Origin of the sequence: Qipengyuania zhejiangensis (assembly GCF_035607565.1) — a bacterium.
In the GTDB taxonomy this organism is placed as follows: domain Bacteria; phylum Pseudomonadota; class Alphaproteobacteria; order Sphingomonadales; family Sphingomonadaceae; genus Qipengyuania; species Qipengyuania zhejiangensis.
Map to the genome: position 1 here is coordinate 896,669 of NZ_JAYKGO010000003.1, position 13,531 is coordinate 910,199.

General features: G+C 65.2%; 16 protein-coding genes. 9 read left to right on the forward strand and 7 right to left on the reverse strand.

Features of this window, described 5'->3' with window-relative positions; translation table 11 throughout:
- Positions 1–15: 15 nt before the first annotated feature.
- Positions 16–771, forward strand: coding sequence for a helix-turn-helix transcriptional regulator (locus VR863_RS12040; protein WP_324828711.1), 756 nt, complete (start codon positions 16–18; stop codon positions 769–771).
- 36 nt (positions 772–807) lie between these two features.
- Here VR863_RS12040 and VR863_RS12045 read toward each other — a convergent pair whose 3' ends face one another.
- The gene (locus VR863_RS12045) at positions 808–1,590 is read right to left on the reverse strand and encodes an enoyl-CoA hydratase (RefSeq protein WP_324828712.1); all 783 of its coding nucleotides are present in this window, start codon (positions 1,588–1,590) and stop codon (positions 808–810) included.
- An 80-nt stretch (positions 1,591–1,670) separates the two neighbouring features.
- Between VR863_RS12045 and VR863_RS12050 the strand changes: the two genes are divergently transcribed.
- On the forward strand, positions 1,671–2,450 hold the full coding sequence (locus VR863_RS12050) for an SDR family NAD(P)-dependent oxidoreductase (protein WP_324828713.1): 780 nt from the start codon (positions 1,671–1,673) through the stop codon (positions 2,448–2,450).
- Between the two features lie 38 nt (positions 2,451–2,488).
- On the opposite strand, the gene VR863_RS12055 is transcribed toward VR863_RS12050, so the two are convergent.
- The gene (locus tag VR863_RS12055) at positions 2,489–3,169 is read right to left on the reverse strand and encodes a uracil-DNA glycosylase (RefSeq protein ID WP_324828714.1); all 681 of its coding nucleotides are present in this window, start codon (positions 3,167–3,169) and stop codon (positions 2,489–2,491) included.
- A gap of 81 nt (positions 3,170–3,250) precedes the next feature.
- Between VR863_RS12055 and VR863_RS12060 the strand changes: the two genes are divergently transcribed.
- From VR863_RS12060 to VR863_RS12075, 4 genes are read left to right on the forward strand one after another with little or no spacing between them, the layout of a single operon-like run.
- Positions 3,251–3,868 carry a ribonuclease D gene (locus tag VR863_RS12060; RefSeq protein WP_324828715.1) on the forward strand — a complete coding sequence of 206 codons (618 nt, stop codon included), beginning with the start codon at positions 3,251–3,253 and terminating at the stop codon, positions 3,866–3,868.
- 24 nt (positions 3,869–3,892) lie between these two features.
- A complete protein-coding gene (lptC, locus tag VR863_RS12065; protein ID WP_324828716.1) occupies positions 3,893–4,558 on the forward strand; it encodes an LPS export ABC transporter periplasmic protein LptC in 666 nt (221 codons plus the stop codon).
- Entirely contained in the window at positions 4,558–5,109 is a 552-nt protein-coding gene (locus tag VR863_RS12070) for an LptA/OstA family protein (RefSeq protein ID WP_324828718.1), read from the forward strand. The genes lptC and VR863_RS12070 overlap by 1 nt, the downstream gene beginning before the upstream one ends.
- Positions 5,109–6,254, forward strand: a complete 1,146-nt coding sequence (locus VR863_RS12075; protein WP_324828719.1) for a nucleotidyltransferase domain-containing protein — start codon at positions 5,109–5,111, stop codon at positions 6,252–6,254. Before VR863_RS12070 ends, VR863_RS12075 begins: the two co-directional genes overlap by 1 nt.
- Here the strand turns inward: VR863_RS12075 and holA are convergent.
- From holA to VR863_RS12095, 4 genes are all read right to left on the reverse strand, one after another.
- Positions 6,251–7,297 carry a DNA polymerase III subunit delta gene (gene holA / locus VR863_RS12080; protein ID WP_324828720.1) on the reverse strand — a complete coding sequence of 349 codons (1,047 nt, stop codon included), beginning with the start codon at positions 7,295–7,297 and terminating at the stop codon, positions 6,251–6,253. The genes VR863_RS12075 and holA overlap by 4 nt on opposite strands.
- On the reverse strand, positions 7,294–7,782 hold the full coding sequence (lptE, locus tag VR863_RS12085; RefSeq protein WP_324828721.1) for an LPS assembly lipoprotein LptE: 489 nt from the start codon (positions 7,780–7,782) through the stop codon (positions 7,294–7,296). Before lptE ends, holA begins: the two co-directional genes overlap by 4 nt.
- Positions 7,782–10,301, reverse strand: a complete 2,520-nt coding sequence (gene leuS / locus VR863_RS12090) for a leucine--tRNA ligase (RefSeq protein ID WP_324828722.1) — start codon at positions 10,299–10,301, stop codon at positions 7,782–7,784. Before leuS ends, lptE begins: the two co-directional genes overlap by 1 nt.
- 62 nt (positions 10,302–10,363) lie before the next feature.
- Positions 10,364–10,810 carry a DUF3576 domain-containing protein gene (locus VR863_RS12095; protein WP_324828723.1) on the reverse strand — a complete coding sequence of 149 codons (447 nt, stop codon included), beginning with the start codon at positions 10,808–10,810 and terminating at the stop codon, positions 10,364–10,366.
- 354 nt (positions 10,811–11,164) lie between these two features.
- On the opposite strand from VR863_RS12095, the gene VR863_RS12100 reads away from it, so the two are divergent.
- The 3 genes from VR863_RS12100 to VR863_RS12110 all read left to right on the forward strand — a co-directional run bounded on the left by VR863_RS12100 (position 11,165) and on the right by VR863_RS12110 (position 13,272).
- Positions 11,165–11,929, forward strand: coding sequence for a hypothetical protein (locus tag VR863_RS12100; RefSeq protein WP_324828724.1), 765 nt, complete (start codon positions 11,165–11,167; stop codon positions 11,927–11,929).
- Between the two features lie 139 nt (positions 11,930–12,068).
- Complete coding sequence (gene phbB / locus VR863_RS12105) at positions 12,069–12,794, forward strand: acetoacetyl-CoA reductase (RefSeq protein ID WP_324828725.1); 726 nt, start codon at positions 12,069–12,071, stop codon at positions 12,792–12,794.
- A gap of 199 nt (positions 12,795–12,993) precedes the next feature.
- Positions 12,994–13,272 carry a ribbon-helix-helix domain-containing protein gene (locus VR863_RS12110; protein WP_324828726.1) on the forward strand — a complete coding sequence of 93 codons (279 nt, stop codon included), beginning with the start codon at positions 12,994–12,996 and terminating at the stop codon, positions 13,270–13,272.
- Here VR863_RS12110 and VR863_RS12115 read toward each other — a convergent pair.
- Positions 13,269–13,490 (reverse strand): hypothetical protein, encoded by a 222-nt coding sequence (locus VR863_RS12115; RefSeq protein WP_324828727.1) that lies wholly within the window; start codon positions 13,488–13,490, stop codon positions 13,269–13,271. The two genes, VR863_RS12110 and VR863_RS12115, sit on opposite strands and share 4 nt — an antisense overlap.
- Positions 13,491–13,531 lie beyond the last annotated feature (41 nt).

Sequence of the window (13,531 nt, forward strand, 5' to 3'; positions counted from 1 at the left end):
GCTGGGGGGGATTTCGTGGATCGTGCGGGGGACTTCCAATTCTGGTCCAAGATAGAGCGGATCCGCGAGGCTGAAGACACGGCCACGCTGCGCGACGCAACGTCCGACATGTTTTCGGATGCCGGATTCCAGGCATCCTATTTCCTGGCCCCCATTTCGGTCGATCCGAACGTGGGGCGGGTGTTATCCAACATCGGGTTCCCCGACCAATGGGAAGCGGAATACCGCGTCAGCGGGAGGCTGCTGGACCCCTTGCCCGGGCTCGCCATGATCTCCGACACGGCGATCCGCTGGCCCGAGGAAGTTCCCACGGGAATCCTGCCCGCAGAACAGGTCGAATACATGGCCAGACTGGCCGATTACGGCATGGAACAGGGGCTGGGCGTGGCATGCTTCGGGCCGTTTGCGCGGTGCGGTTTCGTGGGTGTGGGAATGGCCAGTTCCCCCGAAGCTTTCTCGCCCCGCAACCGCCTGCGGGTCGAAGTCGGGGCACGGCTTTCCTTCCGCCGCTACGTGTCGCTGATGGCGCCGTTCGGGTGCGACCTGCCGCAGCTTTCCCCGCGGGAAATCGAAGTGCTCAAATATATGGCGATGGGCAAGAGCAACGCCGTGATCGCCATCATCCTGGGCATCTCGCCCCATTCGGTTCAGGAATACGTGCGCCGCGTGTTTGCCAAGTTCGGCGTCGGGGACCGTGCCAGCGCGTCCGTCATGGCGTTGTCGCTGGGCTATATCGTGGCGGGTGATTTCCCCGGCGAAGAAATCGCCTGACGCGCAGTCCGCGCAGTGCCAGCGCGGGGGGTGCAATCAGCCTTGCGTGCGACCGCGCGCTTGAACCGCGGCCCGGCGGGCTTCCACCTCTTCCGGGCTGACCGCGCTGTTGGCCGCCGATGACCGCGCGTGTTCCAGCGCCAGCCCGTCGCCGAAGCTGGCGGCGTAGCCTTCGTTGATGAGCGATTTGTAGGCCGCGATAAAACCCGGATCGATGCTGGCGATGTCGCCCGCGATCCGCCGCGCTTCGGCCAGGAGGCTGTCCGGTTCCACAACGCGGTTCACCAGGCCCCAGCGTTCGGCCGTGTCGGCATCGAGGAAATTGCCGGTAAAGCTCAATTCCTTGGCCCGGCTGATGCCGATCATCCGGCTCAGCTTCTGCGACAGGCCCCAGCCCGGCACGATCCCGACCCGCGCGTGGGTATCGGCAAACCGGGCATTTGTGCTGGCAATCAGGATATCGCACGCCAGCGCCACTTCGAAACCGCCGGTAATCGCCACGCCGTTGATCGCGCCGACCACCGGCTTGCGGCACACCTCGATCGCCTTGACCGGGTTTTCGTCTGCCCCTTCGGCGTTGGCCGCACCCAGGGCACCTTCCTGCGAGCCGAGCTCCTTGAGATCGAGCCCGGCGGTGAACGCGCGCGTCCCCGCGCCCGTCAGCACGACGGCGCGCACGCTGTCATCCGCGTCGAGCGCGGTCATCACTTCGAACAGGCGATGCCGGAGCGCTTTCGACAGCGCGTTCATGGCTTCGGGCCGGTTCAGGGTGACGGTGGCGACACCATCGGCGATTTCGGTGAGAACAAGATCGGTCATGCCCCCAGATTAACCACAATCGCGCCGCTTGCAATCATGCGCGCAGTGGCGTTCACTGTCAGGCGAGAGGAGAAACATACATGGCATTCACACCCTTCGACCTCACCGGCAAATGCGCGGTGGTTACTGGCGGCAACGGGGGCATCGGTCTCGGCATGGCACAGGGCCTTGCCGCAGCCGGAGCCGACGTCGCGATCTGGGGCCGCAACGCGGACAAGAACGCGGCCGCCTGCGAAGCGCTCAAGGTGCATGGCCGCAGGGTCGAATCGCTGGAGGTCGATGTGGCGGACGAAAAAGCCGTGGTCGATGCGATGGCCGAATCGCTGTCGCGCCTGGGCCGGATCGACACCTGCATCGCCAACGCCGGGGTCGGCGGCGGCGCGCCTCTGGTGGAACAGACAACCGAACAGTGGCGCAAGGTCACGGCGGTCAATCTCGATGCGGTGTTCTGGACTTTCCGCGAGGCGGCAAAGCACATGGTCGAACGTGCCGGACAAGGCGACAAGGGCGGTTCGCTGCTGGTCACTTCGTCGGTCTCCGCGATCCATGGTGCCCCCCAGAACCAGGCCTATGCCGCGACCAAGGCCGGCGTGCTGGCAATGGTGCGCGGGACAGCGGTTGAACTGGCCCGGTACGGTATCCGCGCCAACGCGGTGCTGCCCGGCTGGATTGCCACGGAAATGACCGAACGGCTGCAAAGCTGGGACGCGTTCAACGAAAAGGCGATCGGACGCGTGCCGATGCGCCGGTGGGGCGAAGGCGAGGATTTCAGCGGCATCGCCGTGTATTTCGCCAGCGATGCAAGTGCGTTTCACACTGGCGATTCGGTGGTGATCGACGGCGGATATTCGATCTACTGATCCAGCCGGTGCGGGCCGGTTGCCGCGTCCGGTTTAACCTACGGGTTCCAGTCTATGCTTGCGCGGCCGGCCGCTTCCAGAAAGGCATTGGCGCGGCTGAAAGGCCTGGACCCGAAGAAACCGCGATGCGCCGATAGCGGGCTGGGGTGCGGGCTTTCGATCACGCAATGGCGCGGATCGCGAAGCCCGCCGATCCGCCGTGCCTTGGCTTGCGCGTGGCTGCCCCACAGGATGAAGACACTGGGTGCCGCGCGCGCGGCGACGGCAGCCACGCAGGCATCGGTCACCGCGTCCCAGCCGCGCCCCGCATGGCTGCCCGCCAGACCGCCTTCCACCGTCAGCGTGTTGTTGAGCAACAACACGCCTTGCCGCGCCCATTTGCTCAAATCGCCATGCGCTGGGCGGGGAATGCCAAGATCGGCTTCCAGTTCCTTGTAGATGTTGAGCAGGCTCGGCGGCACCTTCACTCCGTCCGGCACCGCAAACGACAGGCCCATCGCCTGGCCCGGCCCGTGATAGGGATCCTGTCCGAGAATGACGACCTTGACCGTTTCGAGCGGCGTCAGCTCGAGCGCTTTCAGTCGGCTGCCGCGCGGCGGGTAGATCGCCTTGCCCGAGTCCTCTTCCCCGCGCAGCCAGCCGCCGAGTTCCCGCGCCTCGGGCGTGGCCAGCACCGGGCCCAGAACACCGCGCCAGCTTTCGGGGACATTATCGGTCATACCGGCCATCTTGCCGCGCGCCGGATGGGCGGGCCAGTCCGCACTTCCCTACAATCCCCAATGCGCCTAAGGCGCTGCCCCATGGCTGTGCATTTTCACGAAGAAGACATTCCCGCAGGCGTGCTGGCCGATGGCCCGGTCGCGGTTGACACCGAAACCATGGGGCTGATCACGCCCCGCGACCGGCTGTGCCTGTTGCAGATCAGCGACGGCAAGGGCGACGAACATCTCGTCCGCTTCGGCCCGGACAGCGCGTATGACGCGCCCAATCTCAAGGCGATCCTGGCCGATCCGGCGCGCATCAAGCTGTTCCATTTCGCGCGCTTCGATCTTGCCGCAATCGAATACTACCTCGGGGTGACCGCGGCGCCCTGTTATTGCACCAAGATCGCCAGCAAGCTGGTGCGGACCTATACCGACCGTCACGGTCTCAAGAACCTCGTCGACGAACTGCTTGGCGAAAACATGTCCAAGGTTCAGCAATCGTCCGACTGGGGTGGTCCCGTCATCAACGACGCGCAGCGCGATTACGCGGCATCGGACGTGCGGTTTCTGCACCGCATGAAGGTCGAACTCGACCGCCGGCTGGAACGCGAAGGCCGGATGGAACTTGCGCAGGCGTGCTTCGATTTTCTGCCCGCGCGCGCACGGCTGGATATCGCCGGCTGGGCGGATCACGATATCTTCAGCCACGCGTAAGGCACAAGAAGGCAGGCGGCGCGCATGACTGGCCAGCAGAGGATCGAGACGCAGGAGGCGACGCAGCTTCGCAGCCAGCGACGCCACTGGGCCGAGCCTGGCGGCACCCATGACCGCCTGGTCCACTTCCTTGCGCGTGCCCTGCCCATGGCAGTCGGCGTGCTGGCAGCCTTTATGGTCATCACCCCGCTTGGCCCCCGCGGCGAAATCAGCTTCCTGCTGGACCGGGACAAGGTGGCGGTCATCAAGGAACGCCTGCGCGTCGACAACGCTCTCTACCGGGGCGAGGACAACCAGGGCCGGCCCTTTTCGCTCACCGCGGGCGAAGCCGTCCAGCGGTCCAGCGCCGAAGGCATCGTGCGAATGGACGATATCGTCGCCCGTCTGCTGTTGCAGGATGGACCGGCACGGTTGGAAGCCGAGGCCGGCCAGTACAATATCGACCAGCAGACCGTGTCGGTCATCGGCCCCATGCGCATGGTTGCCGCCGATGGATACCGCATGGTGGCGCGCGATGTGTCGGTGAACCTGGAGAACAAGACCCTGACCGGGTCGGGCGGGGTCGAAGGGGCCATTCCGGCCGGAACGTTCAGCGGCGACCGCTTGACCGCCGATCTTTCCGCACGCACCATTTCCCTTTCCGGCAATGCGCGGCTGCGCATGGAGCCAGGCAAGCTGAGGATGCCCTGATGAAGCAGCTTTTCCCGACCGCCGCCCGCTGGGGCATGGCAGGCTTTCTCGCCACCGCGGCCACGCTGGGCGGCATCGGCCTGAGCGCGCAAGGCATCGGCGGACACAATTCCAACGCGCCGGTATCCTATGCCGCCGACCGGATCGAATTGCAGGACAGGCAGAACCGCGTCGTGCTGTCGGGCAATGTCCAGATCACGCAGGCCGGCCTGAGCCTCAGCGCGTCGCGGACCATCGTGAACTATTCCGACGGGGGCAATCTCAGCATCCAGCGGATCATGGCCACCGGCGGGGTCGACGTGCAACGCGGCAACGAACGCGCGCGCGGCGATACGGCAGTTTACGATTTCAACCGCCGGATCATCACGATGGCGGGCAATGTCCGCCTCAATCGCGGCGGCGATACGCTGAACGGCGGACGGCTGGTGATCGACCTGGCCAGCGGTGTCTCCAGCGTGGACGGACGGGCCAGCGGATCGTCCTCGGTCACGGGTACAGGGACCACTTCGGACGGCCGCGTTACGGGCACATTCTCCGTCCCGCAGGACTGATGCGACACAGGTTGCTTGCGCTGGCGGGGTGCCGCGCGGGTGACATTGGCGCCGTGTCGCTGGCCGAATGGCACGCGCTCGACGCGCTGGCCGACGGTCACCGCCTCAGGCCGCATCTGCACGGACGGCTGACGCGCGGCGAGATCGCGGCCGATGTGCCCGATCCGATCGCCGCCGGTTGGCGCAATGCCCATCGTGCAAACGCAATCGCCATTCTCGTCCAGCGGCGGGCCTTGCTGCAGGCGGTGGCCTTGCTCGAGGCGGAATCGATCACGTCGGTCGCGCTCAAGGGTTCGGCCCTTGCGTGGAGTGTGTGGCCCGCCCCCGCCGAACGGGTGATGCGCGATATAGACGTGCTCGTTCCTGCACACCGGGCCGTCGATGCGTATGGCATCCTTCGCGGGGCGGGATGGCAGGCGCCCGACGCAGCGCCAGCCCTGCTGGAACGGATCGCCAGCAGCGAAACCCATCTTCCCCCCGTATTTTCGCCGGACGGGGTGATGTGCGAATTGCACGCCCGCGTCTGGGCAAGTCCCCCCTTGTCCGGATCGCCCATGCCGCGCAGCGACGATGCCGGCCTGCTCGCGCGGGCGGTGTTCGACCCTGAGCAGGCGATTCATGTGCCCGCAGCCGAGGATATGCTGGCCCATCTGATCGTCCATTGCGCCGCGTCGCACCTTTTCAATGTCGGACCCCCGGCGTTGGCTGACATCGCGTACTGGCTGGATGCCAACACACCGGACTGGGCGGCCTTCTGGGCACGCGCGGACGCGGATGGCTTCCAGCGGCACGCTGGCCTGGTGCTGGCGCTGGTCGATACATGGTTTCGCCCGGGCCTGCTTGAGACAAGCGGATGCCCGCTAACGATCGAGGCCGACATTCTGGACAAGGCCAGCCACCTGCTGGCGCAGCGCCCCGAAGCGCGAAAGGACATCAACGCCATCGCCGGGCTGGCGCTGGACGGGGCGGGTGGACGGCTGAAACAGCACCATCTCGACGAGGCGGCTATGGTGCGAAGCCCGCTTGCGCGCGCACGCGAACTGGCCGGTCGCGGGGTTTCCGTTGCCATAAGCCTGATCGATCCGGCAACGCGCCGCGATGGCCTTGCAGCGGCAGACATCGCGCGCTGGATGCGCGGCGTCTAGCGGCGCCCGGCCCCGGCAAGCTGGGCCAGACTGGTCAGGCCCTGCGCCAGCAGCAATTCGGCTGCCTGGCTATTGGTCAGCAGATCTCGGTGCAGGCGCGTCAGGCCGTGGGTCAGCCGATCGAGCAGGTTCTTCTGCCGCCAGCGCATGACCTGCTGGCCAATCTCGCGTTCTTCCTTCCAGAAGATGCCGAGCCGCGCCTTTTCGCCCTTGTCGAGATCGCCATAGGGACGCGAACCCAGCACCGCCGCGATCCGCGCCAGCTGGGCCGCGCGCCGTTCGAACGCCAGCAGCACGCCAACCGGGTTGAGGCCGAGCTGTTTCATGCGTGCGATTTCGGACGCAACCTTGTTGCCCTGGCCGCTCATCACCGCGTTGACGAGCGGCATGAAACCGTCCTCTTCGCTCACTGCGCCGATGGCCTCGAGTTCTTCGGGCCCGGCGTTCTTGGGGCTTTGCGGATTGGCATCGAGATAGAGCGCCAGCTTGGTTACTTCGCTCTGCGCCAGCCGCACATCGAGGTTGGACGCGCGCGCGATCCGTTCGGCAAGATCGCCGCTGAGGCGAACACCCGCCGCGTCGGCCATGGCGCGCACCGTGGGCACCACGCTGATCAGATCGGGCGGATAAAACAGCGCCACCAGCGCATCCTTGCGCTTTTCCAGCAGTTTGGCGGTGCGCGACTTGTCGGTGGCGGATGTGGCCACGACGATCACCGGGCACGCTTCGCCCGCGCCCATGTCGCCCGTTTCGATCAGCGTCTTGAGCGCCTCGTGCGCTTCATCCCCCGCGGCCCGCACCCAGATGTGGCGCGTGTCCCCGAACAACGAGGTCGATCGGGCTTCATCGCCCAGTCTGGCGGGATCGCTGCGCACGTCCGCACCGCTCATTTCGACCCGCTCTCCGGCATCGGGCAGCCAGCTTGCAAGCTCGGCGGCAGCGGCGCTCGCGCCCGCTTCGTCCTGCCCGCAGAAGAAGAAGATCGAACACGCATCCGCAGCGCTGCGCCCCTTGCTGGCAAAGTCGCGGCTGGTGAGCTTCATTGCTCCTTGCGCAGCGCCAGGGCCACGCGGGTCACGATGCGTTGCGCGACATCCTGCGCCAAGTTTTCCAGCGCGGTCTGTTCGGCGGCGATGGTTGCGTATTCGCTCGACACGACGTCGATGCCCGCGTCCGAACCGGCGGTGGCATCCAGCAGGATGTCCCCCGTCGACAGGTCGATAAGCTGGTAGCGGGCGCGCAAGGTGCGCCGTTCGCGGCTGATCGTATCGTCACGCAGGACACCCAGCCCTTCGAGCTGGTCGTCGAGCCGAACATCGAGGCGGTATTGCGGGCTTGCGGAACCGGCCGCAGTCAGCCTGTCGTTGAGCGCGTTGCGCACCAGCCAGCCCGACTGCCCCTCGATTGCGGAAACTTCCACCGCGGCCAACCCTTGCGCCACGGCGCCGCTGCCGCCGCCCGCATACATGGGCGAAAGTCCGCAGGCGGAAAGCGCCAGACAGGCTAAGGTGAGGATCAGCGCGCGCATCAGGTGACGATATTCACCAATCTGTCCGGCACGACAATGACCTTGCGGATTTCTGCCCCGTCGATCGACCGCTGCACCTTTTCCGACGCCAGCGCCATGGCCTCCAGGTCTTCCCTCGAAGCCCCCTTGGGTGCGGTGAGCGTATCGCGCAGCTTGCCCATGTGCTGGACGGCGATGGTGACTTCGTCTTCCACGAGCAGCGCCGGATCGACTGCGGGCCACGGCGCATCGGCAATCAACCCGCTTTCGCCCATGGCGGCCCAGGCTTCTTCGGCAAGGTGCGGCATCATCGGTGCGGCAAGCTGGACCAGTGTGCGGATGGCCAAGCTGCGGCTGGCCGACGGTGCGGCCTTTTCGACCGCGCCGGTCAGTTCGTATATCCGCGCAACCGCCTTGTTGAAGCCGAGCGCTTCGATATCGTCCGCCACGGCCGCAACGGTCTGGTGCGTCTTGCGGTCGAGCGCCTTGTCATCGCCCTTTGCGCCGCCATCGTATGCCGCGAACAGGCGCCACAGCCGGTGGACGAAGCGCGAACAGCCCTCGATCCCCGCTTCGGACCAGGGCAGGTCGCGTTCGGGCGGGCTGTCGGACAGCATGAACCAGCGCACCGCGTCCGCGCCATAGGTGTCGATGATGGTATCGGGGTCGACGACGTTCTTCTTCGATTTGGACATCTTGATGACGCGGCCGATCTCGACCTCGCCGCCATCTTCCCTGAGCAGTGCGCGCTCGGCTTCGCGGCTGATTTCGTCCGGCGCGTAATAGACCGTCTTGCCGCCTTCGGCCCGGCTGTAGGTTTCGTGCGTCACCATGCCTTGCGTGAACAGCGAGGCGAAGGGCTCCTTCACATCGAGCATCCCCATCCGCTCGAGCGCGCGGGTCCAGAAGCGGGCGTAGAGCAGGTGCAGGATCGCGTGTTCGATGCCGCCAATATATTGCTCGACCGGCATCCACTTGGCGACTTCGTCACGATCGAACGGCTTGTCTGCCGGCTGGCTGGCGAAGCGCAGGAAATACCACGAACTGTTGGTGAAGGTATCGAGCGTGTCGGTTTCGCGTTCCGCCTTCGCGCCGCACCGGGGGCAATCGACATGTTTCCACGTGGGGTGGCGCAGCAGCGGGTTGCCCGGTGTCTGGAAGTCGACATCCTCGGGCAGGGTTATCGGCAGGCTTTCCTTGGGCGCTGGCACCACGCCGCAGGCGGTGCAGTGAATGAAGGGGATGGGCGTGCCCCAATAGCGCTGGCGTGAAACCCCCCAGTCGCGCAGGCGCCAGACGGTCTTGCCCTGCCCGCGGCCGTCGGCCTCGATGCGGGCGATGATTTCGCGCTTGGCGTCCTCGACAGCCATGCCGTCGAGAAATCCGGAATTGACCAGAACGCCCTCACCGCTTTCGGCTTCCCCGGCGAAGGGCTTGTCCGCCGCATCAGCACTCGCGGCAACGACGCGCGGGATAGGAAGGCCGTACTTGGTCGCGAATTCGAAGTCTCGCTGATCGTGCCCGGGCACCGCCATGATCGCGCCGGTGCCGTATTCCATCAGCACGAAGTTCGCGATGTAGACGGGCAGTTCCGCGCCGGTGAACGGGTGGCTGGCCGTAACGCCGGTATCGAAGCCCAGCTTTTCGGCCGTTTCCAGTTCCGCTGCGGTGGTGCCGCCACGCTTGCATTGCGCGATGAAGGCCCGCGCCTCTTCACTGCGGCTCGCGACTGCCTGGGCCACCGGATGGTCGGCGGCAACGGCCACGAAGGTCGCCCCGAAGATGGTGTCGGGCCGTGTCGTGTAAACCGGCAGCTTTTCGCCGTTGGAAAGGTCGAAGCTGAACTCGAGCCCCTTCGATTTGCCGATCCAGTTCGCCTGCATCGTGCGAACCTTCTCGGGCCAGTTTTCAAGCCCTTCCAGCCCGTCGAGCAGCTCTTCGGCAAAATCGGTGATCTTGAGGAACCACTGGTTGAGCTTGCGCTTCTCGACTTCGGCGCCGCTGCGCCAACCCTTGCCGTCGATCACCTGCTCGTTGGCGAGGACGGTCATGTCGACCGGGTCCCAATTGACCTCGCTTTCCTTGCGATAGACGAGGCCCGCTTCGTAGAGGTCGATGAACAGCGCCTGCTCGTGGCCGTAGTAGTCGGGCTCGCACGTGGCCAGTTCCCGGCTCCAGTCGAGCGCGAAGCCGAGGCGCTTGAGCTGCGCCTTCATGTGTTCGATATTGTCGCGGGTCCAGCCGCCGGGGTGGACGCCTTTTTCCATTGCGGCGTTTTCCGCCGGCATCCCGAACGCGTCCCAGCCCATCGGGTGCAAGACCTCGTGCCCGGTCGCCTTCTTGTAGCGCGCCAGCACGTCACCCATCGTGTAATTGCGGACGTGGCCGATGTGGATGCGCCCGCTGGGATAGGGGAACATCTCCAGGACGTAGCTCTTCGGCTTGGGGGAATCGCTGTCGGCGCGGAAGGTCTGCGCCTCGTCCCACGCGGACTGCCAGCGCGCGTCGGCGCTCGCCGGATCGAAACGGGTATCACTCATGCGAGCGGCCTTACGGATTTCGCGCGGTTTTGGAAGGCGTCTCGCAGCCTTCGGTCAGGAAATCAGGAAACAGCCTGGCGGCGCAGTTCGCGCGCCTTGGTAAGGATGATGTCCTCGAGGCGCTGAACGGTGGCGGCCTGGACCGGGGCTTCGACCCAGGTGCCGCCCTGGTTGACCTGACGCGACGCGGCAACGCGAAGGGCATCGGCGCGCAGATCCTGATCGAGGATGGTGACCGTCATCTTGACGCGTTCACCGGGATTCGACGGGTTGGAATACCAGTCGGTCACGATCACGCCGCCGCTGCTGTCGACCTGGAGAAGCTGGGCAAAGCTCACCGCTTCCAGCGCCGCGCGCCACAGGTAGGAATTGACCCCGATCGTGGTAATCTGCGAAGCGGCGATGTCCGCCTTGGGCCGTTCGCGTCCGCCGCACGCTGCAAGGCTGGCCGTGGCAGCAAGCGCCAGGGCGATGGTGGCGGGGCGGCGGATTTTGGCAAAAGCGCTCATGTCGATCCTTGGTATCACTCGGGGTATCAATGCGCATATCACGCGATTACCAGCGCTCTATAAAGCCTCAACCCGTGCGGGCAAGGCATTGACGTCGGCGATCCCAAATGCGCGCGACTCGCGTGAATGCCCGCTGAATTCCTTTCCTCGGGCAACGCAGGCCGGGCCATCTTGTGGAATTGGCGCAACACATTCGCTTATTCGACGCCGCGGCCCTGTGGAAAAGCTGGCCAAGGCCGGGAACCGGTCCTAGCTTCAAGGATAAGACAAGAGCCTGTGGGGGCGAGTCGGGTCAGCCGGGGTTAACCCTGCACCTGCTTGAATACGGGCTAATTGGAGAGAATCGGTAAAGTCATGACACTTCGCAGCACATCGACGGGCAGGAAGCGGGCAATTCCCGCGGCGCTCGCGGCTGCGGGTCTTGCGCTTGCCATTCCCGGCGTCGGCCTGGCGGTCGATCGCGGCGAAGAAACGGCGGCATTTTCGCCCCAGCTCGGCGCGCTTCCGTTCACCCCCGCCCGTGTCGATCCGCAGCTGGCACGCCAGGTTGCCGCGATCATCGGCGAAGACGGACTGCGGTTTACCCCCGCCAACAAGATTCAGCGGACCTCCGAACGCACGGTTACCGTGGCCGTTCGTGTTGACGCCGCCAGCGCACGGGCCCTTTCGGTCCGCAGTGCGATCGATTCGGTCAGCGCCGACAAGAGCCGCGAAGGCGCTCTCGCCATCGCGCCGACCAGCTACAACCTCGGCATTGCGCGCGGGTATCAGAGCTTCGCCCAGCCGGCGAAGGCCACGACGCTGCCCGGCGGGCTTCGCGACATGGCCATGCCCGACCTTTCGGCCTATCGCCCCGACACGCAGGACAAGGACGCAAGGCCCAGCCGCTTCCAGTCGCGGATCGCGCTGGCGAACGAAGGCGAAGCCGGCCGTTCACCGCGCACCATCTCCGGTTTGGGTGAACAGAGCGTCGATGTCAGCACGTCCTACAGCCTGCGCCGCAACCTCAACGTGACGGCCGGTGTCCGCCTGTCGCAGGATCGCAATCGTCTTGCCCCGCTGACGGACGGCGTGGAAGACGATCAGGCGGTTTACGTCGGAACGCAGATCCGCTTCTGATCCGCAACCGCGACGGTTGCACCGATTTCCCAAAGAATACGTTTGAACTGGCCTGCACAGGGCCGGATTGCCTTTACCTCGTCACGATCCCGTGCCTACTACCGCAGCATAACGCTACGGAAAGCTTGGGAGAGTGACTATGGGACGTGTAGCCATCGTGACCGGGGGATCGCGCGGTATCGGGCGCGCCATCTGCGAAATGCTGCGGGATGAACACGGATGCACCGTGATCGCCAACTACGCCGGCAACGACGAAGCAGCGCGCAAGTTCACCGAGGAAACCGGAATTGCCACGGTGAAGTTCGACGTGGGCGATTTCGATGCCGTGCAGGAAGGCTGCGCCAAAGTTGCGGCGGAACACGGCCCGATCGACATCCTGGTCAACAACGCCGGGATCACGCGCGACGGTACCTTGCTGAAAATGACCTATGACGATTGGGATGCGGTCATGCGGACCAATCTTGGCGGATGCTTCAACATGGCCAAGGCGGTTTTTCCCGGCATGAAGGACCGTGGCTGGGGCCGCATCGTCAACATCGGGTCGATCAACGGGCAGGCGGGCCAATACGGGCAGGTCAATTATGCCGCCGCGAAAAGCGGCATCCACGGCTTCACCAAGGCGCTGGCGCAGGAAGGTGCGCGCTTCGGCATCACCGTGAACGCCATCGCACCCGGCTACATCGATACCGATATGGTCGCTGCGGTGCCCGAACCGGTGCTGGAAAAAATCGTCGCCAAGATCCCTGTGGGCCGGCTTGGCCAGGCCGAAGAAATCGCGCGCGGCGTTGCCTTCCTGTGCTGCGAGCAGGCTGGTTTCGTCACCGGCTCGACGATGAGCATCAACGGCGGTCAGCACATGTATTGATCGCTGGGGCGCCATGTGCGCCCCGCCGGTCGGCCCTTTTGGCCGCTTGTCCGCGTCGGCGCGGGCGCGATGACTGCGCCGGTGCGCGAAGCAAGCGCACGTTCCCTGGTTCGGCAGGAACGGGACGTGACCAAGGCCAATTCACGTTCGCGCAAAAAAACCGTATCGGCAGACCCGCCCTGCCATTAGAGCGGCGCCGATGATTCCCCCTTACCACCCCCCCAAGAAGTATTCCGTCCGCATTGCCGGGCACCGCACGTCCATCAGCCTGGAGCCGCTGTTCTGGGAAATGCTTGGCAAGGCCGCCTATGCCCGAAGCAAGTCGATCAACGCGCTTGTGGCGGAAATCGATGCGGAGCGCATTCGCGCCGAAAATCCCCCCGGCCTGGCCGGCGCAATCCGAATCTGGCTCGTGACCAATGAAAAGGGCGACCGGATCGCTCCGGTCGCCCCTTCTGGCCGCGGGCCTGCAAACTAGTAGTTGGCAGGCGGGTCGCTGGCGGGAAAGCTTTGGTCGCTTTCCTCGTCGGTCTTGGCCCAGTCGCGATTGGTTTCGTCGCGCATGGATTCCGGACCCGCATCACGGATCTGGGCGTCGCCCTGATTCCTTGCGAATGCCGGTTTGGCCTGGTTCTTTTCGAAGTATTTGTACCCGGCAAAGCCGAGCGCGCCGAGAGCGGCTAGCTTGATCAACATAGGATGGACTCCTTCCTTTGCGACCCAACGAATGAGCCGGG